Source organism: Soonwooa buanensis, assembly GCF_900167905.1.
GTDB classification, from domain to species: domain Bacteria; phylum Bacteroidota; class Bacteroidia; order Flavobacteriales; family Weeksellaceae; genus Soonwooa; species Soonwooa buanensis.
In genome coordinates this window covers 400,361-418,230 of record NZ_FUYZ01000001.1, presented here as the reverse complement: position 1 = coordinate 418,230, position 17,870 = coordinate 400,361, and the positions used below count along the sequence as shown (strand labels likewise).

The window sequence follows — 17,870 nt, the reverse complement described above, 5'->3', positions numbered from 1 at the left end:
TGAATAATGTTTACAAAATTAAAAAACTTCGTTCAATTTACTGAGGTAACTTCTGTATCTAAGGAGCAATTAAACAATACTTTATTTGATGTTTTACAAGAAAGTGTAATGGATAACGAAGCTTATTGTAAAGAATTGATTAATAAAATTATTAAGCTTCCATATGCAAAATTGCCTGACTTTTTTTCACATCACTGTGATTATGTAGAAAACCCGGTTAAATGGCTCAATAAATTTGAAAAACTAATCTCTGAAAATGAAGAATTATTTGTAAGTACAAGTAGTCGTGGGCGCATGATGAAATGCTACACCATCATAGAAAGCAAGCGAAAAGAATTAGAGATTTTAAGAAACCGTCATACACATATCAAGCCGCCAATGCAATACATCAATGCGGAATGTGAGGAAAGATATTTTTCATTCAGGGAAGTAAAAAGTAAAGTGAATGCAATGAAAGACTACACAGAGAAAATTATGTTTTTGACTAATGAAAAGTTCGATTACGAACAAGCCAGCATAGATTTTATTAATCCAAAATTACCCGATTATTCTGATCAATGTCAGAAAGAAATTGACCAAATTCAGCATTTAATCCGTTTAACCGATGAATTTTCTAAAGAACAAATGAGGGAAAATGCGGAAGGTATTCCATTCAACAAACTGAAAATCAACTGCAAAATAAATCAATTGGTGGATATATTTTACCAGTTGCACAGAGAATTGTTTGCCGATGGCAAACCCATTATTGATGGCAATGTGAATGACATTATTGCGGTTATTGTAAACAGCTTTACGGATAAGGACGGACGGGATTTAAGTCCCGACAGTATTGCTACAATGCTCAAGCCATCCAAAACACGCCTTTGTTTTGTGTCTTACGACACCGATTTGTATTTGAATGAAAATGCAAGCATTTTCCCTGTTATTGAGAGCTGTCATCCTGAACTTGTCGAAGGGTCTAATTCCAAAACTATCAACGAGCCTACAACCATTGCAAGCAATGGTTTTTCTACCGAAAAATTTAGCAATGATTACTTACCTGTTTACGAGCATTGCGTGAGGTTTACAGAGAAAAAAGAAAGCTATATCAACGGCAATAGAAACAATTTTGTGCATTTGTTGGCTTGCAATCTCAACCGTAAAGGAGTGCCCTTGCCTGCGGCAATGGGCTATATTTTGTCTGATTACAATTATGATGCACAAGAGGTAACGACAACGGTAAACAGTGCTTATAAAAACGTTGTAGAACACAATAAAAGCAATTTATCCATTTCGCCAAATGGCGAAATTTCCAAGCAATCTTCGGGCAATAAATCATCTGAAGACGAAACAAACGAAGAAGAAGAAAGACCAAGTTTTATAGACAAGTTGGAAAACTTCTTAAACTATCGTTATAGCTTTCGCTATAACGTAGTTACCGGAAAATTAGAGTACAAGGCATCCAAAGCTACGCTTTGGAAACCTGTAACGGATTTCGTTGAAAACTCAATCCTGCGTGAGATTATGAAAGCCAAAGTAAAATGCAATATCAATACACTACGCAATTTGTTACGTTCCGATTTTTGCGAACAATACGACCCGTTTAACGACTATTTTTCCATACTTCCCAATAATGAAGATGAAAGGGATTATATCACAGAGCTTGCCAATACCATAACCACCACAAAGCAAGATTTATGGCGGGTGTGTTTTAAAAAATGGTTCGTGGCAATGGTAGCTTGTGTTACCAATGAAAAAGCGATTAATCAGACCGTAATTGTATTTAGCGGAAAACAAGGCGTAGGAAAAACAACGTGGATAGAAAAATTGATACCAAAATCTTTGAAAGATTATATGTTTTCGGGAACAATCAACCCCAACAATAAAGATACTTTAATCCACTTGGCGGAATGTATGCTAATCAATTTGGATGAATTAGAGAATTTGAACCGTACCGAAATCGGTACGCTGAAAGAATTAATAACAAAAACGCATATCCGTATGCGTAAAGCATACGGACACAATAATGAAACCCTGCCACGCAGGGCATCATTTGCGGGCAGTGTAAACACTGCCCAATTCCTCAACGATACAACCGGCTCACGCCGTTTCTTATGCTTTGAAGTAGAGCATATCGAATATACCCACAGCATTGATATAAATTTGGCTTATGCACAGGCAAAGCAATTGTATAAAGACGGATTTAGGTATTGGTTCAACCAGGAAGAAATCAAAGAGATTAACCAGAACAACGAGCAATACCAAATCCGAAGTCCTGAAGAAGAATTATTATTGACGTGGTTTGAAGTTGCAGACAAAGAAACTGCAAACGCTTTTATAAATACCTCACAAATAGCAGCCAAGTTAGACGATAAAGCCAAATTGAATATTACAGACGGTACAGTAATGAAATTAGGCAAAGCATTAAAGAAACACGCTTATTTGCGATTGTCCAAAAAGACAGGCTATGTATATGCAGTACGTGAATTAACGTGGGATGAAGTGGATAATAAAAACAGGGAAAAAGAACCGCCACCGGAACAACCCAAACCACCCGAACAAACAACTTTTAGATTTGGAAATTCCTAAAGGGTTAGAATGCACTCTTTTACATTGGTTGGAGTGGATAAGTAGGATAAGCATTTTTGAGCAGAAACATTTTTCACTTTTTAGCTTCGTTAAAAAACGAGCCAAAACAAATCCATCCAATGCAAACGGAAACCTGCGGTTTATTGTTTTGCATTATTTTAATCGGATAAATCGGTTTTTATATTTCTACGAAATACAAAAAAATAGTTTTGTGGGAAATTAGTTATCCTACTTATCTTCAACGTTAATGTAACTAAAAAGTAACTTTAGAAATACAATATGTTAGTCAATATCTCTAATAGAAGTAGTAAATGCAAGTGTTGTTAAAATTGAATGATACAATGTAAATTTCGAATTAGCAAAATTCATTCTCGGATTTCTATCGATTTGTTTAGAAGTATAGGCAACAAAAAATGTATCCTCATCACTATTTTCTTCAATAATTTCACTGATTTTTTCTTGGGAAAATTCTCCATCAATGTTGTTAATTATAATCAAATCGTTTTCCGGTAAGTCTGTTGTAGAATTGGTAAGTCTAAATATTAAATTTTTAAAACCCATATTAGCGGTGGTATTTTTAATATCTTCTTGAGCCTCTTCAGTCACACTTAGAATTAAAATTTTCTTACTCGCTTTAATTTGTCTATCGTAGGCTTGATTATTGATAAGCTTTATTATATCCTCTCTCTTCAATTCAACAATTTTCTCTATCTTTTCCTCAATTGCTTTTTTTATTTTTTTCTTAGTTCCCCAAAACATTTCATACAATCCATATAGCGTAGTGGGAACACCTATGAGTAGAATTAAAGCGAAAAGATTTCTGACATTTTCATAATCCTTATCAATATCTGCTTTAAGTTCTGCTTTATGTTTTTCTAATTCAATTTTTGCGTATTGGTCAATATTTGATTTATAATCTTCAATTAACTGAACCTTTGTTTCTAATGTTTTTAATCTAACACTATCTGATTGGCTATATGTATTAGTAGATAGGAATAAAAGAATTCCAAAGAATTTAGCTTTAAGTAACTTATTTTTCATATTTATATAATTTATTTTCAAACCAAACGTAAAATCCAAAATCTACCGTTGTCTTGGAATATCCTATTATCAATAAAACTGGATTTACGATGGAAGTATTTTTGCGGCTTATAATTGTATTTATTGCGGAAATATCTGTTGCACTAGGTATAGGACTATTATCTGGATGAGTATGCCATTCCCCGATATAAATCTTTCTCGGATTCTCTGCGTAAAATTCTGCAAGTTCATTTTCTATTCCTTTTGTACTTCGTTCAAAAGAATATTTTGATGCTTGATACTTTTTCGGAAGTATTGTATCTGTAATATGCAAATGCTTATTGTCTTCGGAGTAATACCCAATCAAAAATCCACCAAATTCTTTAGGATAATGAGTTTTGCCTATTTCCAGAAGTTTATTTAGCAATTTGTCCTCAATTTTAAGACTTAATCCTATTTTTTCTATTTTTAAAATCAAAATTCCTTTATATTAATGTTGAAACAATTTGTGTCATCTGTTTCAACAACAAAATTCCTTAGTGTTTTTTCTTGCTCTAATTTCAAATTTATCTGCTTTAACGCTGTCTGTACAAGAACATTTATATCATTGTAAGAAGCTTTAAATGTTGGACTCCAACAGCCTGTTGGATTATGTAAGTCGTCAATATCAAATTTGAGAATATTTCCGCCAAATTGGGATGTTATAAAGTCATACCGATTATGTTCCGTAGCACAGACCAAATGTTTTGCGTGGTTTGATATTGAGAGATTTAAAAGTGTTGAATTTATATTTAACTGACTTAATACGTAAAGCAAATCATTATCTGCAGAGCAATCAAAAATTATATCATATTCATTTATTATTTTTTCAATTTCATTTTTTGTTTGTCGATCATTTAAATAAGATTTTATGACAATATCAAACATTTCAGAAAACTCGTATCCACCTTTTGGTATTTCATAATAGGGCGATATTAAACACAACTCATTTAATAAATCATTTGTTTTGTTAGTAATTCCTGTAAAGAAAGAATATTCAGATCTACAAACATTTTCTGGTTCTTTTATGTCATATTCTATAAAATCTAACTTTCTACAGCCACATCTTACCAATGTTTTAGCTACTATGCTCCCTATAGCTCCGATACCAATAATCAATATTTTACTTTCTGTTATTCGGTCACTTAGTTTTCCTCTGCCAAAAAAGTACTTGTAAGAGCAATTTCTTGTCATCGCCCAATCGATGGGCTTATCTTCTTTAATCTTTGTAAACCATTGTTTGTTTATCTTTTCGCCGTAAATAGGAAAATTACCAATTTCCAATATAATCGCTTGCCAATGAATTTCTGTTTCAGAAATATTATATCCTACAAATAAAGGAAGCGTTTTCCCTTCCTCTTTTAACAGTCTTTCTTCAACATTGTGAAGAAATTTCAAAAAATCTTGTGGTAATATAGCTTCAAAATCTTTCCAATCATTAAAAACCCAACGTTGATTTTTACTTGGTGCATCTTTTAAGAAGATATATAATCCTGTATTTTGAGGCAGGTTTTTAAGTTGAAAATTCCAACTAACATCTATTATTTTTTTTCTATCCTTATTTAAGAAAGACTGAAAAATACTGCTCTGAATATTTTTTTTGTAAAAAACTCCATTGTTCATTATTGAATAGTCAACAAAGCCAAATTGGTTTTTATTAAAAGTATAATCTACTTCATTGAAGAAGTAAGCAAAATGGTTTTCATTAAATGCTTTTTGTGGTACAATCAAATGTTCATAATGAGTATCCGAATCTTTGTTGATGTAATATTTCTTAATCCAAGCCTTTACAGATTCAATATCATAAATTAGTTTTTCGGACAAAACAGGAGTATGTGCTGTATGAATACAGATGGCTCCATTTTGCATAATGTGTTTATGCTCTATCAAATCGTCATTAGAAAACTTAATAGTCTCTGTTTCGTGACTTTTAAACGGATATTGAGGATGGATAGTAACGTTGAATTCTAATGGTTGCTCTAATCCTTCAACAAAAACAGTAATACATCCCTCGATGTCAATTTTGCTCTGCTCAAATGGCTTTACAATTTTTACATCGGGAATGCTTTCTACTACTGTGTTGATTTCATTTACTCTTTGGCTCATTATAATTATCCAAAATTTAGTTTCGGTGGAGGAATCGGCATACCACTGTTCTTTCCGTATTGATTATTGTTGGTATCTTCTTTTTTAAACTTAGAATTTTCAGGAAAATACGTTTTCAGATTCTCATCATTATCCTCAATTCTATCAAGCATATTTTTCATATCATCCGACAATTGTTGTTTTTCGGTTGAAGTTAAAGTATCAGCTAAATCATTCGAACTATTGCCCGGATCTTTTAATGTAAAGTTTTCCTTGGTTACATTATCCCTAATATATTCTAAGACCGTCTCAAGCTTATCCCATATGCCGCCAGTTATGGTTTTGTTATCAAATGCTTTGATGGTAATCAGTTCCAAAAAGAAAGATTTGGTAGGATAATTATACTTGGTGTTTTTCCAAACTTTTAAAAGACGTATAATTTTTCTTATCGAATCTTTTTCAGCCGTAGCTCTGTCTTTAATATTATTGATTTGAGCTTTGACATTGGTTTTAATTCGCTCACTGCCTGCATCAATATTTCCATATTTGTAATAGACATACAAGTTCAAATTTTCATCTTCCTTGTATTGGTCTTGGGACAACTCACGACCAGGAACAACATCAATTTTAATTACGTCTCCATCACTGTCAGCGTAAAACTCCAAACCAATTGAAACTTTTTGCTTTTTAACCTCTGCAACATCTTTATATTTCTCGTAAAGAAAATCGTAGACATCTTCATACATTTCTTTTAATGTTCCGTTCGAGCCAAAAGCATTACGTTTGAATGGGGATACCAAATCAAAATCAAATTTTGTGTTGATAGCGGTATTCTTAGCATACGAACCCGAATTGAACGGAGAATAGATATTGCTTCCGTAGATTTCTTCCAAGGCTTCTTTAACCTCATTTTTCTTTTTAACGTATTTGTCAAAAAGTGTTTCTTCTTTAGTTATCTGATGTGTCGAAATAACTGAATCTAAATGTTTGTTTTTATCCATTTTATTAATTTTTATTTACTAAATCCGATACCAATTACTGCCAACAATAAGGTTGCGAGTATTCCATTTCCAACCTGATTGCTAAACGGTTTATTATATTGAACAGTATTGGCATAATGCTCACAGTTGAAATTGACCAAATCGTATTGTGTTCCAATTAATGCAACTGCTCGATTTACTGCTAATCTGCGTTGAAAACCATTACCTGTAAAAGGTTCAACTCTTGTTAAATGATAACCATCTCTGAATAAGTAGCTTTCATTTACCATTTGAACTCCCTTTCCAATATAATTTTCGACATACTGCCTGTTTCCATAAGCATCATTACCGATGTAAATAGCGTGGTGCTGAACAAATCCTAAATTGCTTTTAGGCAGAACCAGCCTGTCCCCAGGCTGTAGGTTCTTTAAATTGTATATTTCTGCCATAAGTGCTTATGTTAAATCTTCGATTGTTGCAGTAGGAGCGTTACGTTTTACGCTATCAATACCGTTATCCCTTGCAGCGATAGAGGAATACATTTCACTTGTGCCCAAAACCTGATAGTTATTAGCCACCTGATTAAAGTAAGGTTGTCCTGCAGTCGAAGTTTTCTTATCAAAGTTTTTGTCTGCTACACAAACCTTACTACTTGCCACACCGTCAAGGCAACCTTGTTTGCTTACATAGGTTTCACTTGTTATAAGTATTTCTCCATTTGTCGCTTTCAATGTCCAGCGAAATTGACCATTACTGGTTCTTTTAATTTGGTACTTGCCCATTTTTACAATATTTAAAAAGTTATGAATGCACCTATTTGCACTTAAATACAAAGTTACAAAATGTATTCCAAAAAACAAATTTGTCAACCAAATATGTAAACCAGTCAGTTTTTGCACTATTTGTGACATAATGTCTTGTTTTAATGAATTGAGCTTATATGAATTTTTGTCATAGTTACAAGTTCGTGTTACAAAATGTCATTATACTATTGTATTTGTCAACTAAAATAATTACCTTTGCAGTATAAAATTAATTATACAATGGAAACAAAAGCAATATTTGCGGAAAGATTTAAGTCAGCCCGTCTTATGAATGGTTTCTCATTGCAGGATTTGGCTGATGCCTTAGGCGGAACTTTATCACGTCAGGCGTTGCATCGTTACGAAAAAGGAGAAGTGATTCCAGATGCAGAAAAAATCAATATGCTTAGCAAAGCTCTTAATATTAGCCCTGATTATTTTTTCAGAACTACTAAAGTAGAGTTTAGCGATATTGAATACCGAAAGCTAAGCCGAATGCCACAAAAAGATGTAGCAATCATTAATGAAACTACCAAAGAGTATCTTTCACGCTATTTAGAATTAGAAGAAATTATTGGTCTTCCTCATAGTTTTGATAACCCATTAAAAAACTTTGGAGAAATTACTACTTACGAACAGGTTAATAAAGCAGCAAAACTTTTAAGAGAAAAATGGTCATTAGGTAATGGGCCAATATTCAACATCGTAGAACTTTTAGAAGATAAGAATATCAAAGTTGTAAAGCTGAATGTGGACGAAGATTTTGATGGTTTACAGACTTTTGTTAATAAAATTATACCTGTTGTAGCTTACAATGAAAGAAAAGCCAATAAGCCAGATAGAATACGTTTTACCTTGCTTCACGAGTTGGCTCATTTACTTTTAGTATTGGGTGATGTGACTGAAAAGCAAAAAGAAACTTTATGTCATCAGTTTGCAGGTGCAATGTTACTTCCTGAAGAAACCATTATAGCAGAATTAGGAAAACATCGTACTAAGCTTTCAACTTTAGAATTGGGTAATATCAAAAAGCAGTATGGTATTTCAATGCAAGCAATTGTAATGAGAGCAAAAGTTTGTGGTATTATCAATGATAACTACACTAAACAGTTCTTCTTTTTAATTAGACAGCAAAATTGGAAAGTTGATGAACCTGTAGAATATCAAGGAATTGAAGAAAGCAACCGCTTTGAACAATTATTATTTAGAGCTTTGATTGAAGACCAGATTTCAATGTCAAAAGCAGCTTCATTGTCTAATCAATCTTTGGCTGAATTTAAAAAACAGCATCAACCGATGTTTTAATTTTAATTCCCAAAATGCCAAATACCTGTCACGAGAATGAAACTAAGAATAGCTGTAACAGATGCTTGTATTTTTATAGACCTTTATGATTTAGGTCTTGTTAATGCATTTTTTCAACTTGAAATAGACATACATACTACAACTTCAGTTTATTTTGAATTATATTCTGAACAGCAACAAATTTTAAAAGCCTATCAATCCGTTGATAGGCTTATTGTTCATAATCTCAAAGAAGAAGATTTTCTTCAAATCCAATCAGAACCCTATCCGAAATCTTTATCGGAAACCGATAAATCCGTTTTACACGTTGCCAATAAGCTAAACGCCTGTGTGTTGAGTAGTGATAAGACCGTTAGGAATTGTGCTAAAAATAAGGACATTGAATATCACGGTATGATTTGGATATTTGATAAGCTTGTAGAAGCAAATGTTCTTACAAAGAAGCAAGCTGCTATAAAACTTGAAGAACTTGTAGCAACTAATTTTATTTTTCAGAATAATAAGCCCTTAGTCGCAGAGATTGAAAAGAGATTAAAGCTTTGGAAGTAAGATAAACTATTCTTGCCCACGCTCAGCCCACGCACAGAAAAAATACGGCTTTAGCCAGACGGCAGTCGCACAAAGCCAATACTTCGTCTGTCTTCTATGGCATTGCCGCCGTTTGCAACTGTCATACTTTTTGCGTTGTTTTTTGCCAACACTCAACAGCACATTGCAATCCTCGTTCCTGCGGTTGCAAAGAGCTGTACCAACACCGAAAAAACAAAGCAAAAAGACACTTCACTCCAACCACCACCACCGTTCCGTTTATGCCAGTATGCAAATCGGCGGAAGCTAAGTTACATAATGTGGCATTATAGTACATTTTCTCCACGCTTATAGACGGCTATGCCAACGCAAAAATGTCCTATAATAACATTATGTAAAATAGCCAATGCCATAGTCCGCTCCCCGAAAAAATATCCCAACGCTCAATGCCAACACTGATATTTTTCGGGAAGCGGAAGCCGTATTTTTTCTTTCCAACGCCCTGCCCACGCTTCTTGCCACGCTCCCCACCACCCATTTCAGCGGAGCAGGGATAAAAAAGGCATCAGGAGTGGTCTGCCAATGTGCTTGTGGCAGGTGCAAACAGCGTTGTTCCATTACATTGCACTTCGCTTGATTTGCACCCGCCTCAGCACCGCACAGCAAGCGTATTGCGTTCCGCATACCCTTGCTTTTCGCCTCCGCTTCTTATTTTGGTATGCCTTTTTATCCCTGCGGATTGTTTGCCCCATTACCCACACTCAAAAGCAAATTTTCGTTTCCCATTGAACTATTCTGACTTGATTTTTTATTGAAATTGAAGTGATGAATAGTTGAACGATTTCTTATTAATAAAAGAAGAATAGGTTATCCGTACCCGGTCAATAAATAAAAAAAAGACAGCAAAGGTAGGCGGCTTGCTGATGCCCACGCTCGAAAAAAAGACAAAAGACTACGGCATAATGAAAAAAGAAAAATTAATTAGAAATTAAAATAATTTTTCCTTTTTCACCCTTCGGGACTTATTCCGTTTCCTTTTGCTTTTTTAGCCACGCCGCCTTTCAAACGGCTTTCTTTTTTCTTTTTTTTCCCTTTTTTTCTTTCTTCTTTTAAAAATATCTCGGCGGAGCAAAATTTTAAAACCGGGATTATGCACTTACCAAAAATTTACACCTACAGTTCGAAAAATCAAAAATCTGATTTTGAATTTTATGCCCTTTCCAAAGGTTTGAACAGCGGAAAACCTTTAGACACGCCTTGCCCGAATTGTTTCGTTATTTCCTGCCGTAATACAGCAGAATTAGACCATTATCGCAGTTTATTGTTTGGTTTGTGGAAAGCAAAAGCCTTTCAATCATTTTTAGTCGGTTCGGTCATTCCGTTTATCCGCATCAGAGATTTTAAAAGCTTTGTTTTTGAACAAATCGAACATTTGAAAACCAAAGAAAAAGAATTTAAGAAAGATGTTCAGCATTTTAAAGCTTTAGAACAAAAGGAGAGAGCAATGTACGAACAACTACTTTTGATTTCAGAACTCAAACGCATCTATATTGCAAGGCATTTGAAAAGGTAGCCGTTTCAGCTACCTTCTTTTGCCGAAACCAATTCCACTAATTAACCGATATTGGCACTTTTTCAGCCATATAAAGCCCATATAAATGCACCGTTCTATAAATTTGATGCAATGAGGTGTAAAAATTAAAAATCCTGCCCAATGGACAGGATGTAGTAATACTGATGAGGTTAAACCAATTACAAATTATGGGTTTTCAGAAACGGAGTTAGTTTCTTTAACTTCCTTTTCTTTATCGTCATCGGTCTGCATCGCAGTTTGTGCGATGGCTGTTGCAATCGTTCCACCCAACATCACGTAACCGGCTACGGTTACAATAGTGGCGGGAATAGCCACCGGAGCGGCTAAGATGGCACCTCCAACAGCGGTCAATGTAATACCAATGGTCCGAATGATTTTAAACCATTTCGGAGTAGGAGCCGAAACTCTTTCGATTAAATTTAAACTGTTATTTTTCATTGTTTGAATGTTTTAAATTGTTTTGTTCGATAATATTGACACGATGCTCCAGATAATCAACTTTTTGATTGAGTAGAGCATAACTGTTCTTGAACTCTGTTTTGATGAGTAAAGCCATTGTTTTGACCTCGGTTAAATCCTTTTCCATCTTCTTGAAATCGGAATGAAGTTGCTTTATAAAATAAGCAACAATGGTCAACAGCATACTCATCACAGAACCAAAAACAACGTTTAAAGTGAATGTATTTTCCATAAATAAAATTTTTGTTCCTATTTTCTTCCCCATTTGGGGAAGGTGGCTGAAAGTCGTATGAGGCTTTTTAAAATTGGAAATTGTTTTCGATGCTGATGCTTTTATCATTGCTTTCAGCAATAGCCAAAAGCTTTGGATAAATCATTTCATAAGCTTCTTTGCTATGTACAATCTGATAATCTCCATCCGCTACATCAAATCCGAAACCGCAAAGCGGACAACCTGCAGTTTGTCTGTAAGTGTTGCCAATGTGGATGTACACAAAACTGAAATTGGGTAATCCGTTTATTTCAATCATTCCTTTATGGATTTTGGGGAACTTCTGCCGATATTCGGCATTTTTACCGCCCCAGGTGTTGAGCCTTAAACTATAAATACCTGCAGGAATAGCGGTTTGATTTTGGATTTTTACCGTTCTGATTTTATCCTCCAACAAATAGCATTGGAAAATATCATTGATATATAATTGGCTGAGTGTACTTTGTTTGCCCTCTGCAACTCTTATAATTTTTGTTTTCATTGATTTTAAATTTTAAAGATGAAATAAAAAAGCCCTCTTTTTTGAAGAAGGCTTTTGATTTTGTTAGCTTAAAAAGCATCTTCAATTCGCAAACAGTTACCTGAGTTGAACGCATAATAATTACTATTGACCTCTTGGAAAAACTCAATTCCGATACACTGAATAACGGTAACATTCGTTCCTAAAGTTGGTGTTCCAGGAAGTTCAGCCGTTAGAGTAGAGCCGGCATAAGCCACATTCAAAGGAATGTAAGGTGAATATTCTACAATGCTTAATTCGTTGTTTACCATATCGTCAGGTTCGTAAGTTCCTGTTGTCGCATTGTACACAAAATCCGCAACCACCGCCAAAGCGTTAATCAATCGGAAATGCGTAGATCCAGAAGGTGCCGTAATTAAATCGGTTGGATTAAAAGCAGCAATCGTAAAATCTGCACTTTCCCTACCTGGGGTATGTGTTACGTCATAAGGAGCATTGAAAACACCGCTAAGTGAGAGTTTTTTGTCAAACTCAAAGCCTAACAAATAATTTCTTTGTGTGGAAATTTCCACTTTTCGGTAGCCTCTAGCTTCCGTTCCGTCTTCCAAGTTGATTTTCTTCATTACGGAAGTCAAACGACCTGTAACCTGACTATCTGCCATTTTAGACATCAAAGCGGATAAAGCGGTACGAACCGATTTACCCGCTCTTGCACATCCACCGAACTCGTTCATATTTTCACGGGTACGTTCAAATTCCGGTGCGGTGTTTACCTGTTCTGCGGTTGGTCCGCCAACCATTCCGGCGAAAAATCCTTCCTGACCTTTTATTTTGAAGTGTCGCACATCGCCGATGGTGCCTATATACTTCATAAGTCCTTTTTGTCTTGCCATTTTTTGAAATTTTAAGAGTTAATAAATACTGTGCTGCAGCATTTACAAAGTTCTATCTATCTCATTTTACATGCAATACACAACGTGTTGTAATACAGTGCGATAAAGTGCTAACGCACCGAAAACCATAAAAAGTAAAGGTCAGAACAGCAATCGGAAGAGTAGAACAGGGGGAAAAATGACAGTCGTAACAAAACAAAAAAGCAAGGATTTTTTATATCAAAATCCTTGCTTTTCTATGTGTTGAATTACCTGTTCAAAAGTTGTACTTATGTTGTACTTGGTTGATTTTGAAGTAAGTAATCGTGCTTAAAATCAATGTGTTATAATAAGGCTTTTAATAATACAATGTTAGCTGTTGTTTTTTATTAACTTTCTTGCACTATCTGATGCAATAATTAAACCTCCGGCTAACATAATTATATCTTTTAAAACTAGCCGTCCTGCTCCTGAAAGGTAAGGAAAACCAAACTGTGGCGTTGGAAAATCGCCTCCTAAATTGGGAACATAAACTTCTGGTGTTGTTATAAGAAACGATAATGTTACAAGTGACATTCCAAAAGTTAACAAACCGCCAATCATTCCAAGTTTAGGAAACCAAATTCCTAAAAGAACGAATAAGCCAATAATACAAATAACAGTACCCAAACCATATGAAAATAAATAAGTTCCGTTTTCTTTATGCCAATCTATATTTTTCTGGACTGTTTTTCCTTCAGGATTTTTATACAAGGTATATTCGGCAACATTTTCACCTTTTTCATTTAATGCAGTTTTACTTGAATTATTGTAGAAAAAACTCATAAAAGGACTATTTGTAACAAATGGAACGATTCCATCAGCTTCATATTGATACACTTTTAAACCACCAATCCAAACCATAACAACAAAAATCGAAATCCGAATTAAATTAATAAAATTGGATTGCTGTGATGCTAAAAATAATGCTAAACTTTTCATTTTGTATATTATTTATAATGTTAGCAAAATTAAAACATTCCATTTTGAATAAGAATAGACAAATAAGTCAAAAACCTAGACTATTTTGCCACTATAGAAATACCTACATTTTTTCTATATAAGCTAGGTGAAACACCAACATTTTTTTTGAAATATCGACTGAAATAAAATTCATCTTCAAAATTTAGTTCTTGTGAAATTTCTTTAATTGATTTATAAGTGAGATGAAGTAATTTTTTAGCCTCTAAAATTATACGTTCATTAATCAGCTGTGAGGGTGACTTTGAAAACTGTTTTTTCACTTTTTTACTAAAAGCATCTGTTGATAGTGAAAATTTAGCAGCATAAAAAGTCATACTCCTTTCTGTTTTGTAATAATTTTCTATCAAGTCTTGAAAGTAAACCAAGTCTTTATTTGGTAATTCATTTGGCTTTAAATCAGTTAGATATTTAGATTTTTCTTTACTAGAAATGGATAGGATTAATTGTAAATAGGATTTAACAATCGAATCGGTAAATGGATTGACTATCTCATTTTTTATTTCGTTTTCCATTTTTTCAATTGTATTTACAATTTCATCATAATATGATTCATTGATATTGAAAAATGGTTTTTCGTAGATATTATTGAATAAAATCCCGTTACATGAAATCATATTTTTGTGATATTCAATACAATAATAATCACCATGAAATTGAATCAAATGTAATGCTGATTCATTAGTGTCTAACCATTTAAATTGCTGATATGGTGTTAAAAATAATATAGTACTATCAGAACATTCATATTGGATAAAATTTATTTCAAACTTTGCAGAACCATTGAATATTAAAATTTGGTAAAAAGGACAGTTTATTGTCTTTAAAAAGTTATTACTACTAATATTTTGAATGGAAATTTGGTTCAATAGCGACATTCTTTAAAAATTACAGCTAACGTTTTGGGTATTGCCGAAGGCGGGGAAATCGAAGCTGAAAAGTTCGATTTTGCGCCGAAGCGAGCCAAAACGAATTTTTATGAGATAAATTTATAAATAAAAAACGAATAAAATTCGTTTTTGGCGGGGATAGAAGTACAAACTTTGAATTTAGTACTTTAGCCCCGCTTTTGGCAATACCTTGTTGGCGGTAGTTTTTATCTTATTCTGCTCAGGATTTCTTTCAATTTTGGTTCAATATTCAGTTGTTCAAATAGCTTTTCGGTTAATTTCAAAGAATTGTCAAAAGATGAGCGTATGTTTTCAGGTTGCAAGTCAGATGTTACTGTCTCATAGGCTGAATACCAAGTTGAGTCAATATCTTTTTCAAGACTTTTGGTCGGACTTTCCCAATGTTGCGTTTTGTCGGTTGTTATTCTTATGAGCCAAAGTAAATATTTCTGAACATTAGACAAACTTTGATGAGCGTGAGCAAATTCGCCACGTTTAATCAAGTTACTTGTTGTTAGCAAAACATTCAAAAGCGATTCACTTAGCCACAAAGCATTTTGATTTGTAGTTCGTTCAGGTGATTTTATTTTAATCTGATTGAGCGTTTCTGCTAAAAGTCCGTCTTTATCCACTAAATTCATTTGGTCAAAGTCGCTAAAAGCAACCATACCTTCCCACGATTTAATAATTTCAATTTCTTCCGTTGTTAAAAAATGGAATTCGCCTCTGACCATATTCTCGAAAATAGCAACTTCGCTTCCATATTCGTTTGTAAAATATAAAGCCACAGGATGAATTTGATTTACCCATTTTTCTGCCGAGAAATTTTCTTTATTTTTCAAGAAGATGTAAAATTCGATATCAGAATATTTGTCTCCTTCGTTTTTTGTAAATGAACCATACATAAAAACGGCGGAAATATTTTCGTCTTGTTGAGCTAATAATTTTGTTTTGTCAATCATTTGTAACTGTGTCATTTTTCTAATTTTTAAAAATTAATAATAGAAAACTCCATTACCTTTTAAAAGCAATGAAAAGTTTGAGTTTATTTATTTTGGACAGTTACTTATAGCTTCATCGGATTATATTTTTTTATGTTTAACATTCTGTTTGGTAAAATTACCGCCAACGGAAAAAGTATTGGCGAAGTGCGGGCTTAATTTGAACGAATGTTCAAGTTCAGACCAAACGGAGCCGATGCTTTTTCAGATTTTCTAAATTAAGAAAAAAAACAATATGAAAAGCAACGGCGGATAAATATTACAAATCTTTCTATTATACATTTAACCCCGCATTTTGCCAATACAATGTTAGCTGTAGTTATATTTCTAAAGTGGGTAAGTATTTTTTCATTAGTTCATTTATAGAAGATGTTTGGGAATTATTTAGCTTTATAACTAAATTTGCAAAAGCATTTTTTTTAAAATTGAAAAGGTTACTCACATTTGGTAGAAGACCCTTATTTGTATAATTGTAAAGTGCTACTTTTACATCTTTTGAATGTATAATATCATTATATATTTTTACATATTTATCATAGATTGAAGTTACATCTATGGATTTCGTATGAATTTCCAACTCTTTTAAGATGTTTTCTTTTCCTATTTGTTTGATATTAAACGCATTCAAATTATAGTTTATTTCTAAATTTGTTGAATGAGATATTTCTTTTTCTAAGTTATTTGACAATTCTGAAATAACATAATTTGAAATTTCAGAATTTAACTTCGCCGAATCTAAGTGCAGATGATTTGCAACTTCTTCCGTTACTTCTGGAACTAAAAATAAATTTTCAACTTCAGCTACTTTTATGCAATAAATATCATCTTTTTCTAATGCATTAATTTCTTCCATTGATCTATAATCTTTATCAATGATGCCAAAAGCTTTCCTATGATGAAGATGTATATTATTATTTATTGCTTTTGTAGATTCTATTACTTTATCACAGCCACCAATAGGAATTACAGTAAAGTTTTTATATACAGATTGATAAATGGAATAATCCCAACTTGATTTGTTTCCTTCACAAAATATAATTGGCATTCTACTACCTAAAATTTGAAAAATAATGTCCTCAGAAAAACTTTCATTTTTAGATATTAAATCCCAATCCCATTCATGATTTTTGAATTCTTTTATCCAAATTTTTTCTGCGTAAATTCTAGATGCTGCAAAATCTAAATCATGAGTTATATATATAAATTTACAATCTGGTCTTTCCCTTTCAATTAAATTCCATAATTTACTCATCAAAGCTTTGTGTAAATGTAGCTCAGGTTCATCTATTATGATATGAAAATCTTTTGGAACTATTAAACATTGTGAAATTAAATATAATCCAACCTTTTCACCATCGCTAAGAAAATTTGCAGAAAATTCATTTAAATTTTCATCAAAGCATTTTATAGTATTATCAATAAATTTTATTTGTCTGTGCGGAAAAAGTTCCTTCCATATATTACTTAATTTGTCAATTGCCGATAAGGGTATTTGTGGCTGTACTTGACCTACATTATTTTTACATAAATCGACATAATCTCTATCACGTATAGTTGATTGCATAAAAAGTGTAGAAAGTAAAGTTATAAAGTCGGAAAATGGTTCATCAATTGGTTTGTATTTCCATTCTTCTATGTGTTTTTGTAATGATTCTTCATAATTACCTGTTGGAACAGTATAATGAATAGACATTATTCTATTTGCAGAAATTCTTTTACAATTTGGAATTGAATGACTTAATTGATATCCTAATTTTGACTTTCCACTTCCATTTGCACCAACAATAACTAAATTATTAGAAATATCAATTTTGTAATCGTTGAAATCGTTAATTTTTTTTAAACTAATTGTATTATTAGACATAGAATTGTTATATAATTACAGCTAACGGAAAAAGTATTGGCGAAGTGCGGGCTTTCGAAGAACTGAAAGTTCAAGAACGACCAAACGAAGCTGATGCTTTTTCAGATTGTC

18 protein-coding genes are annotated in these 17,870 nt (G+C 33.1%); 4 read left to right on the top strand and 14 right to left on the bottom strand.

Translation table 11 applies throughout. From position 1 onward, the window contains the following. The first annotated feature begins 6 nt into the window (after positions 1–6). Entirely contained in the window at positions 7–2,568 is a 2,562-nt protein-coding gene (locus tag B5X62_RS02075; protein ID WP_079665720.1) for a virulence-associated E family protein, read from the top strand. Positions 2,569–2,850: 282 nt separating this feature from the next. Here the strand turns inward: B5X62_RS02075 and B5X62_RS02070 are convergent, their stop codons facing one another. The 6 genes from B5X62_RS02070 to B5X62_RS02045 are packed head-to-tail and all read right to left on the bottom strand — an operon-like array spanning position 2,851 to position 7,603. Next, positions 2,851–3,609 carry an NARF domain-containing protein gene (locus B5X62_RS02070; protein ID WP_079665719.1) on the bottom strand — a complete coding sequence of 253 codons (759 nt, stop codon included), beginning with the start codon at positions 3,607–3,609 and terminating at the stop codon, positions 2,851–2,853. Beyond that, positions 3,599–4,066, bottom strand: coding sequence for a Mov34/MPN/PAD-1 family protein (locus B5X62_RS02065; RefSeq protein WP_079665718.1), 468 nt, complete (start codon positions 4,064–4,066; stop codon positions 3,599–3,601). Before B5X62_RS02065 ends, B5X62_RS02070 begins: the two co-directional genes overlap by 11 nt. Continuing rightward, entirely contained in the window at positions 4,063–5,733 is a 1,671-nt protein-coding gene (locus B5X62_RS02060; RefSeq protein ID WP_079665717.1) for a ThiF family adenylyltransferase, read from the bottom strand. The genes B5X62_RS02065 and B5X62_RS02060 overlap by 4 nt, the downstream gene beginning before the upstream one ends. A 5-nt stretch (positions 5,734–5,738) precedes the next feature. After that, on the bottom strand, positions 5,739–6,713 hold the full coding sequence (locus tag B5X62_RS02055; RefSeq protein ID WP_079665716.1) for a nucleotidyltransferase family protein: 975 nt from the start codon (positions 6,711–6,713) through the stop codon (positions 5,739–5,741). Positions 6,714–6,724: 11 nt separating this feature from the next. After that, the gene (locus B5X62_RS02050; RefSeq protein WP_079665715.1) at positions 6,725–7,141 is read right to left on the bottom strand and encodes a lecithin retinol acyltransferase family protein; all 417 of its coding nucleotides are present in this window, start codon (positions 7,139–7,141) and stop codon (positions 6,725–6,727) included. A 6-nt stretch (positions 7,142–7,147) separates the two neighbouring features. Beyond that, positions 7,148–7,603 carry a YegP family protein gene (locus B5X62_RS02045; RefSeq protein ID WP_317041881.1) on the bottom strand — a complete coding sequence of 152 codons (456 nt, stop codon included), beginning with the start codon at positions 7,601–7,603 and terminating at the stop codon, positions 7,148–7,150. Between the two features lie 132 nt (positions 7,604–7,735). On the opposite strand from B5X62_RS02045, the gene B5X62_RS02040 reads away from it, so the two are divergent. The 3 genes from B5X62_RS02040 to B5X62_RS02030 all read left to right on the top strand — a co-directional run bounded on the left by B5X62_RS02040 (position 7,736) and on the right by B5X62_RS02030 (position 10,901). After that, entirely contained in the window at positions 7,736–8,800 is a 1,065-nt protein-coding gene (locus tag B5X62_RS02040) for a helix-turn-helix domain-containing protein (protein ID WP_079665713.1), read from the top strand. Positions 8,801–8,836: 36 nt separating this feature from the next. Beyond that, entirely contained in the window at positions 8,837–9,349 is a 513-nt protein-coding gene (locus B5X62_RS02035) for a PIN domain-containing protein (protein WP_079665712.1), read from the top strand. 1,129 nt (positions 9,350–10,478) lie between these two features. Continuing rightward, the gene (locus B5X62_RS02030) at positions 10,479–10,901 is read left to right on the top strand and encodes a DUF6943 family protein (protein ID WP_079665711.1); all 423 of its coding nucleotides are present in this window, start codon (positions 10,479–10,481) and stop codon (positions 10,899–10,901) included. A 186-nt stretch (positions 10,902–11,087) separates the two neighbouring features. On the opposite strand, the gene B5X62_RS02025 is transcribed toward B5X62_RS02030, so the two are convergent. The 8 genes from B5X62_RS02025 to B5X62_RS01990 form a co-directional block, all read right to left on the bottom strand. Continuing rightward, on the bottom strand, positions 11,088–11,360 hold the full coding sequence (locus B5X62_RS02025; protein ID WP_079665710.1) for a hypothetical protein: 273 nt from the start codon (positions 11,358–11,360) through the stop codon (positions 11,088–11,090). Then, entirely contained in the window at positions 11,350–11,613 is a 264-nt protein-coding gene (locus B5X62_RS02020; protein ID WP_079665945.1) for a hypothetical protein, read from the bottom strand. The genes B5X62_RS02025 and B5X62_RS02020 overlap by 11 nt, the downstream gene beginning before the upstream one ends. Positions 11,614–11,680: 67 nt before the next feature. Next, positions 11,681–12,133 (bottom strand): DUF5675 family protein, encoded by a 453-nt coding sequence (locus B5X62_RS02015; protein WP_079665709.1) that lies wholly within the window; start codon positions 12,131–12,133, stop codon positions 11,681–11,683. Positions 12,134–12,201: 68 nt separating this feature from the next. Next, positions 12,202–13,005 (bottom strand): hypothetical protein, encoded by an 804-nt coding sequence (locus tag B5X62_RS02010; RefSeq protein WP_079665708.1) that lies wholly within the window; start codon positions 13,003–13,005, stop codon positions 12,202–12,204. Between the two features lie 351 nt (positions 13,006–13,356). Then, the gene (locus B5X62_RS02005) at positions 13,357–13,965 is read right to left on the bottom strand and encodes a DUF417 family protein (RefSeq protein WP_079665707.1); all 609 of its coding nucleotides are present in this window, start codon (positions 13,963–13,965) and stop codon (positions 13,357–13,359) included. An 80-nt stretch (positions 13,966–14,045) separates the two neighbouring features. Then, entirely contained in the window at positions 14,046–14,882 is an 837-nt protein-coding gene (locus tag B5X62_RS02000; RefSeq protein WP_245797113.1) for an AraC family transcriptional regulator, read from the bottom strand. A 218-nt stretch (positions 14,883–15,100) separates the two neighbouring features. Continuing rightward, entirely contained in the window at positions 15,101–15,871 is a 771-nt protein-coding gene (locus B5X62_RS01995) for an aminoglycoside 6-adenylyltransferase (protein ID WP_079665706.1), read from the bottom strand. Between the two features lie 343 nt (positions 15,872–16,214). Beyond that, the gene (locus B5X62_RS01990) at positions 16,215–17,759 is read right to left on the bottom strand and encodes a DUF4435 domain-containing protein (protein WP_079665705.1); all 1,545 of its coding nucleotides are present in this window, start codon (positions 17,757–17,759) and stop codon (positions 16,215–16,217) included. Positions 17,760–17,870: the final 111 nt, after the last annotated feature.